Consider the following 6,849-nt stretch of genomic DNA (forward strand, 5'->3'; position numbering starts at 1 on the left):
CCCATGCCTCCGATCGAGTACATGCTGGTGATCGGCGCCGTCGTGGTCGTCGGCGCCGCCGTGCAGAGCAGCGTGGGACTGGGGCTCGGCCTGATCGCCGCCCCCGTGGTCTCCTTCATCGACCCCTCGCTCATGCCGGGCAGCCTGCTCATCACCACCGGCCTGCTGCCGCTGCTCACGGTGGTCTCGGAGTGGCGGCACATCGACTGGCGGGGGCTGGCCTGGGGGCTGCCCGCCCGGGTCCCCGGAACGCTGATCGGGGTCTGGGTGGTGGCCGCCCTGGAGCCGCGGATGCTCGGCGCGGCGGTGGGCGCGATGGTGCTGGTCGCCGTCGGGCTCTCGCTGCTCCCGCTCACCCTGCGCCCGGCCCCGGCCCCGCTGCTGGCGGCCGGCCTGGCCTCCGGGGTGATGGGCACCGCCACCTCCATCGGCGGCCCGCCCATCGCGCTGCTCTACCAGAACGAGGACGGGCCCCGGGTGCGCGCCACCCTGGGCGCGTTCTTCCTGATCGGCATCGGCATCTCGCTGACCGCGCTCACCGCCTCCGGCCAGCTCGACCGGCACCAGGCCGCCGTCGGCCTGGCCATGCTCCCCTGCATCGTGCTCGGCTTCCTGCTGGGCCGCCCGCTGCGCCGGCTGGTCGACGCCGGGCTGCTCCGCGCCGCCCTGCTCGCCGTGGTCGCCTGCTCCGGGGCGGCCCTGCTGGTCCGCTCGTTCCTGTGAGCACCGGGCCCGGCCGGGGGCGGTAGGCTCCCGCCGGTATGAGCGGCATGAGCAGTGGACGGCGGCGCGGCGCGGAGCGCCCCACCCGCGAGCAGCTGGAGGCGGCGCGCGGCGCGGCCGTGCCCGACGTGGCCGGCCCGGGGCCGGCCGTGCTGTTCTGCGGCATCAACCCGGGGCTCTACTCCGGCTGGGCCGGACTGCACTTCGCCCGGCCGGGCAACCGGTTCTGGCCGGCGCTGCACCGGTCCGGCTTCACCCCGCGCCTGCTCCGCCCGGACGAGCAGCACCTCCTGCCCGGGCTGGGCCTGGGCATCACCAACGTGGTGGCGCGGGTCACCGCCCGGGCCGACGAGCTCACCCCGGACGAGCTCCGCGAGGGCGGCCGGGCGCTGGCCGAGCGGGTGGCCCGGTACCGGCCGGGCGTGCTGGCGGTGCTCGGCGTCACCGCCTACCGGGCGGCCTTCGCCGAGCCGCGCGCCCGGATCGGCTTCCAGGAGGGCGCCGAGGTGGGCGGGGCGCCGGTGTGGGTGCTGCCCAACCCCAGCGGGCTGAACGCGCACTGGACGCCCGAGGCGATCGCCGCGGAGCTGCGCGCGGTCCGGGAGCGCTTCGGCGGCGGACCCGCCGAAGAGTCCCCGCGGTCCTCCTGATTTCCGCGCAAGGGAGGGTCTACGGGAGGGTAGTTTCAGGTAACGGCAGGTTCACGGTGAACATAGACTCGGTGGACCGCGTGGGCCCGCCAGGCAGGCCGGTGTTCGCGAGGCGACACGCAGACGAGGGGACTGACGAGAGTTGACGCTGCTCGAAACGGTGCGCAACCCGGAGGAGCTGAAGAGGCTCGGCGCCGAGCACATTCCGGCGCTCGCCGCCGAGATCCGCGAGTTCCTCGTCGCAGAGGTGTCGCGCACCGGCGGCCACCTGGGGCCCAACCTGGGCGTGGTGGAGCTGACGATCGCGCTGCACCGGGTGTTCGAGTCCCCGCGCGACCCGATCCTCTTCGACACCGGGCACCAGGCCTACGTGCACAAGATGCTCACCGGCCGCCGCGACTTCTCCAGGCTGCGCAGTGAGGGCGGGCTGTCCGGGTACCCCTCCCGGGCCGAGTCCGAGCACGACTTCATCGAGAACTCGCACGCCTCCACCGTGCTCTCCTACGCCGACGGGCTGGCCAAGGCCAACCTGGTCCGGGGCCGCGCGGACGGTACCGTCGCCGCGGTCATCGGCGACGGCGCCCTCACCGGCGGCATGGCCTGGGAGGCGCTGAACAACATCGCCGAGCGCAAGGACAGCCGGCTGGTCATCGTCGTCAACGACAACGGCCGCTCCTACTCGCCCACCATGGGCGGGCTCGCCGACCACCTGGCCTCGCTGCGCATGACCCAGGGCTACGAGCAGGCCCTGGACATGGCCAAGTCCGCGCTGCACCGCGCCCCCGTGGTCGGCCAGCCGCTCTACGACGCGCTGCACGGCCTGAAGAAGGGCATCAAGGACGCCATCCAGCCGCAGATCATGTTCGAGGACCTCGGCCTGAAGTACCTCGGCCCGATCGACGGCCACGATGCCGCCGCGGTGGAGCGGGCGCTGCGCCGGGCCCGCGACTACGGCGGCCCGGTGATCGTGCACTGCATCACCCAGAAGGGCAAGGGCTACGCCCCGGCCGAGAACCACGACGAGGACCAGTTCCACGCCCCCGGCGCGTTCGACCCGGAGACCGGCGAGGCCAAGAAGTCCTCTGCGTCCGGTACCAAGTGGACCAAGGTCTTCAGCGACGAGATGGTGAAGATCGGCGCCGAGCGGGACGACGTGGTCGCCATCACCGCGGCCATGCTGCACCCCACCGGGCTGGCGCCGTTCGCCGAGGCCTACCCCGAGCGGACCTACGACGTCGGCATCGCCGAGCAGCACGCCGCCACCTCGGCCACCGGCCTGGCCATGGGCGGGCTGCACCCGGTCGTCGCGGTCTACGCGACCTTCCTCAACCGCTGCTTCGACCAGGTGCTGATGGACGCCGCGCTGCACCGCCAGGGCGTCACCTTCTGCCTGGACCGGGCCGGCATCACCGGCACCGACGGCGCCAGCCACAACGGCATGTGGGACCTGTCCATCCTGCAGGTCGTCCCCGGGCTGCGGCTGGCGGTGCCGCGCGACGCCCGCACCCTCCGCGCGGAGCTGCGCGAGGCGGTCGCCGTGGACGACGCCCCCACCGTGCTGCGCTACCCCAAGGGCGTGGTGGAGGACGACATCCCGGCCGTCGGCGAGCTCGGCTCGATGGACCTGCTGCGCCGCGCCTCCGACACCGGCCACGGCGAGGACCTGCTGCTGGTCGCGGTCGGCGCGATGGCGCGGACCTGCGTCGAGGTCGCCGACCGGATGGCCGACCAGGGCATCGGCGTCACCGTGGTCGACCCGCGCTGGGTCAAGCCGCTGGACCCGGCGCTGGTCGCCGAGGCCGCCCGGTACCGGGTGGTCGCCGTGGTGGAGGACAACGGCCGGGTCGGCGCGGTCGGCGACGCGGTCGCCCGCGCGCTCCGCGACGCCGAGCTCGACCTGCCGGTCCGCACCTTCGGCATCGAGCAGGAGTTCCTCGACCACGCCTCGCGCGACGCCGTGCTGGAGAAGCTCGGCCTGACCCCGCAGATCCTGGCCCGCAAGCTGATCGGCACCGTCTCCCGGCACACCGACGGCGCCCGCGCCGACGGGGAGCCCGCGCAGCAGTAGCCGCGACACCGCCCGCCTCGGCCACGTCCGGCCGGGCGGGCGGGCGCCCCATGGGCGACAATGAGGGGCATGAGCTCTCCCGAGCCCCTGCGGATCGCGGTCATCGGGTCGGGGCCGGCCGGCGTTTACACCGCCGACGCCCTGACCCGCCAGGAGCGCGAGCCCGTCCGGGTGGACGTACTGGACCGGCTACCGACCCCCTACGGCCTGGTGCGCTACGGCGTCGCTCCGGACCACACCAAGATCAAGGGCGTCGCCCGCGCCCTGCGCCGGGTACTGGAGCACCCCGGCGTGCGCTTCGTCGGCGGCGTGGAGTACGGCCGCCACGTCGGCCTGGGCGGACTGCGCCGCGCCTACCACGCGGTGGTCTTCGCCACCGGCGCCGCCACCGACCGCAGGATGGGCGTCCCCGGGGAGGACCTCCCCGGCAGCGCCGCCGCCACCGACTTCGTCGACTGGTACTGCGGCCATCCCGACAGCGAGGTGGAGCGGTTCCTGCTGGAGGCCGAGGACGCGGTGGTGGTCGGCGCCGGCAACGTCGCGCTGGACGTCGCCCGCATCCTCGCCAAGAGCGCCGACGAGCTGCGCGGCACCGACATCCCGCAGCCGGTGCTGGACGTGCTGGCGGCGAGCAAGGTGCGCCGGATCCACCTGCTGGCCCGGCGCGGCCCGCTGCAGGCCCGGTTCACCGCCCCCGAACTGCGCGACATGGGCGCCCTGGACAACGCCGACCTGTTCGTCGACCCGGCCGAGGTGGACATCGACCCCAACGGCGAGGAGATGCTCACCGCGGCCCGCGCGGCCCGGACCAACCTCCGCTACCTCAAGGAGTGGGCCGGGCAGGCCCCGGCCGGGCGCCCCCGGGAGGTGCGGCTGCGCTTCTGGCGCCGTCCGCTCGAACTGCGCGGCGCCGGCCGGGTGGAGTCGGTCCTGGCCGAGCGGACCCGGCTGGACGCGGACGGCCGGCTGCAGGGCACCGGCGAGACCGAGGAGATCCCCGCGGGCCTGGTGCTCCGCTCCATCGGGTACCTGGGGGTGCCGCTGCCGGGGCTGCCGTTCGACGAGGACGCGGCGGTGCTGCCGAACCGGGACGGCAGGGTGGTCGGCCCGGACGGCGCGCCGCTGCCCGGCGTCTACACCGCGGGCTGGGCCAAGCGCGGCGCCACCGGCGTCATCGGCACCAACAAGTCCGACGCCGCCGGGACGGTCCGCGCGCTGCTCGACGACGCCGCCGTGCTGCGCGTCGGCGCGGACCCGCGGGCCGGCCTGGAGGAGCTGCTGGAGGGGAGCGGCGCCGAACCCAACGACTACGCGGGCTGGCTGGCCATCGACGAGGCCGAGGCGGAGCTGGCCGCCCGGCTGGGCCGCGGCGAGCGGGTCAAGCTGCTCGGCTGGGAGGAGTTCCGCCGCGCCGCCCGCGGCACCGCCCAGGGCTGACACCGCCCGGAGCCGAAGCGGACCGGTCCGGCGCCCCGGAGCCGACCCGGCCGCAGACCGGTCCGGCGCCGGATCCCGGGCGCCGCGGGCGCCCGGACCCGGCTCCGGGCGGGACTCGCCGTCGCGCTCCACGCATGCGCTCCGTCCCGGAGCATGAGCGCCCCCCAGGGGGTGCGGTGCAGGCGGCCCTCCCGCCTCGGTCCTCCCCTCTCGGCGGTGCCGACGGTTCTCCGGGGGCGGCGGCCGGCGCCGGTCCGAAGGGGGGTCGAGGCTGCCCGGCGGGGCCTCAGCGGACCTCGCGGGCCGGGGCCGCGTAGGTGTTGCAGGACTCCAGGGTGTCGCCGTCGGCGCCCTGGTCGTACCAGGTGCGGCGGTTCTGCGAGGTGCCGTGGGTGGGCAGGTCGTCGCCGCCGTTGAGCAGCCTGTTGACCCGGTCGATCGCGCCGTCGTCGAAGGCGCCCAGGCCGCGCATGGCGATCCCGCCCATGCACTCGGCCTGCAGCTCGGTGCGGCGCAGCGCCTGCAGCGACTGGCTCTGGGAGGAGGCGGCGTACTCCATCTCGTAGGACTCCTCCAGCACGCCGGTCACCTCCTGGACGTGGTGGCCGTACTCGTGCCCGATGAGGGCGCTCCACACGCCCTCCTGGTCCCGGTCGGGGAATTCCTCGGACAGCGCGGAGACGTTCGGGATCACGATGGTGATCTCGCGGACCTCGCTGTCGTAGTAGGCGAGGGTCATGCCCTCCTCAGGGGAGCCCTCGTCCGGGTTCTCGCGGGTGGTCTTGAACTCCGGGTCGGCCACGTGCAGCCCGAGCTCCTTCAGGCGCGGGCGCCACAGGTCGTTCAGGCAGGGGCCCAGTTCGGCGCTGAACGCCTCCCAGGAGGCGTCGGAGGCGGGGTCCAGATCCGGGATCGGGCAGTCCACCGGCTCCGGCATGGGCAGGTCGTAGACGGGGTGCGCAGAGACGTCGATCTCCACCTCCCGCGGCGGCTCGGACAGCTCCGGGGAGTAGCGGGAGGACAGGTCCACCGCGGGCCGGTCGGAGGGTTCGGGGGCCTGGCCGCCCTGGGCGACCACCAGGACCACCGCGGCGGCCGCGGCGGTGAGCGAGACCAGGGCGGACATGATCGCCGCGGTCCACACCACCGGCCGGGACGCCCGCCGGCGGGGCGCGGGGTACGGGTACGGCGCGGCCGGCCCGGCGGCGCCGGGGTACGGCGCGGGCCCGGGGGCCCCGTAGGGCGGCACCGGCCCGGCGGGGCCGTGGAAGCGGGGCGCGGGGGGCGGTGCCGCCGGCCGCGCCCCGGGCGGAGGTCCGGGCGGAGGTCCAGGTCGCGGTCCAGGCGGCGGTCCGGGCGGCCCCTGGTACGGGTGCGGGGGCACGGGCCCGCGCGGTGCGGCGCGGGGCGCTTCGGGTGCCCGGTCGTCGCTGGAAGAGCTGTCCACGTGGCGCGTCCTTGCCCGGTCGTCGTCCCCCGCCCTCGGCGGCGGAGGGGGAGAAGATCAACCTTATTCGGATATGGGCGGTGACGGCGAGCGCGGTCCCGGTGTCGCTTTTGCCGCCGTCTCAGCGCCCTCGTCGTCGAGTGGCCGTTGCAACGAGGAACAACGAGGAACTCGGGGAGGAGCGAGGGGCGGAAGGTGCCCCGACCGGGTGCGGTGCCCCACAGGGCGAAGGCCCAAACGGGCGGCGACGGCAAAGGCGGGGAGGGGCGGGGTGCAGGTCTCACCCGGGCGCGGCGTCTCGCGGAGTGAAGGTCAAGACGGGCGGCGACGGCGCGGGGGGGGGGCGGGGCCGGGCGTCCCAGCCGGGCGCGGCGTCTCGCGGGGCGGGGGTTCAAGCAGCGGCGAGGGCGGGAGGGGGCCGGGTGGTCGGTCGGGTGCGGCGCCTCGCGGGGCGAGGGTTCAAGCGGGCGGCGAAGGCGGCGGTGGGGGCCGGCCGGTCGGTTAGGCGCGGCGCCCCACGGAGT

The 6,849-nt window shown here is 75.5% G+C and carries 5 protein-coding genes; 4 read left to right on the forward strand and 1 reads right to left on the reverse strand.

Translation table 11 applies throughout. The features are described 5' to 3' along the window. Positions 1-3 precede the first annotated feature (3 nt). From D459_RS0114935 to D459_RS0114950, 4 genes are all read left to right on the forward strand, one after another. A complete protein-coding gene (locus D459_RS0114935; RefSeq protein WP_017593819.1) occupies positions 4-723 on the forward strand; it encodes a sulfite exporter TauE/SafE family protein in 720 nt (239 codons plus the stop codon). A gap of 47 nt (positions 724-770) precedes the next feature. After that, positions 771-1,373, forward strand: coding sequence for a G/U mismatch-specific DNA glycosylase (gene mug / locus D459_RS0114940; protein WP_020380188.1), 603 nt, complete (start codon positions 771-773; stop codon positions 1,371-1,373). 142 nt (positions 1,374-1,515) lie between these two features. After that, entirely contained in the window at positions 1,516-3,441 is a 1,926-nt protein-coding gene (gene dxs / locus D459_RS0114945) for a 1-deoxy-D-xylulose-5-phosphate synthase (protein ID WP_017593821.1), read from the forward strand. A 69-nt stretch (positions 3,442-3,510) separates the two neighbouring features. Then, positions 3,511-4,878, forward strand: a complete 1,368-nt coding sequence (locus D459_RS0114950) for an FAD-dependent oxidoreductase (protein WP_017593822.1) — start codon at positions 3,511-3,513, stop codon at positions 4,876-4,878. Between the two features lie 286 nt (positions 4,879-5,164). On the opposite strand, the gene D459_RS36155 is transcribed toward D459_RS0114950, so the two are convergent. Then, positions 5,165-6,025 carry a neutral zinc metallopeptidase gene (locus D459_RS36155; RefSeq protein ID WP_241485045.1) on the reverse strand — a complete coding sequence of 287 codons (861 nt, stop codon included), beginning with the start codon at positions 6,023-6,025 and terminating at the stop codon, positions 5,165-5,167. Positions 6,026-6,849 lie beyond the last annotated feature (824 nt).

It is taken from the genome of Nocardiopsis potens DSM 45234, assembly GCF_000341105.1.
Lineage (GTDB): Bacteria > Actinomycetota > Actinomycetes > Streptosporangiales > Streptosporangiaceae > Nocardiopsis_A > Nocardiopsis_A potens.

Bases quoted from the DNA above. Each gene is read 5' to 3' on its own strand.
- D459_RS0114935 (WP_017593819.1), top strand. From the start codon at position 4: ATGCCTCCGATCGAGTACATGCTGGTGATCGGCGCCGTCGTGGTCGTC.
- mug (WP_020380188.1), top strand. From the start codon at position 771: ATGAGCAGTGGACGGCGGCGCGGCGCGGAGCGCCCCACCCGCGAGCAG.
- D459_RS0114950 (WP_017593822.1), top strand. From the start codon at position 3,511: ATGAGCTCTCCCGAGCCCCTGCGGATCGCGGTCATCGGGTCGGGGCCG.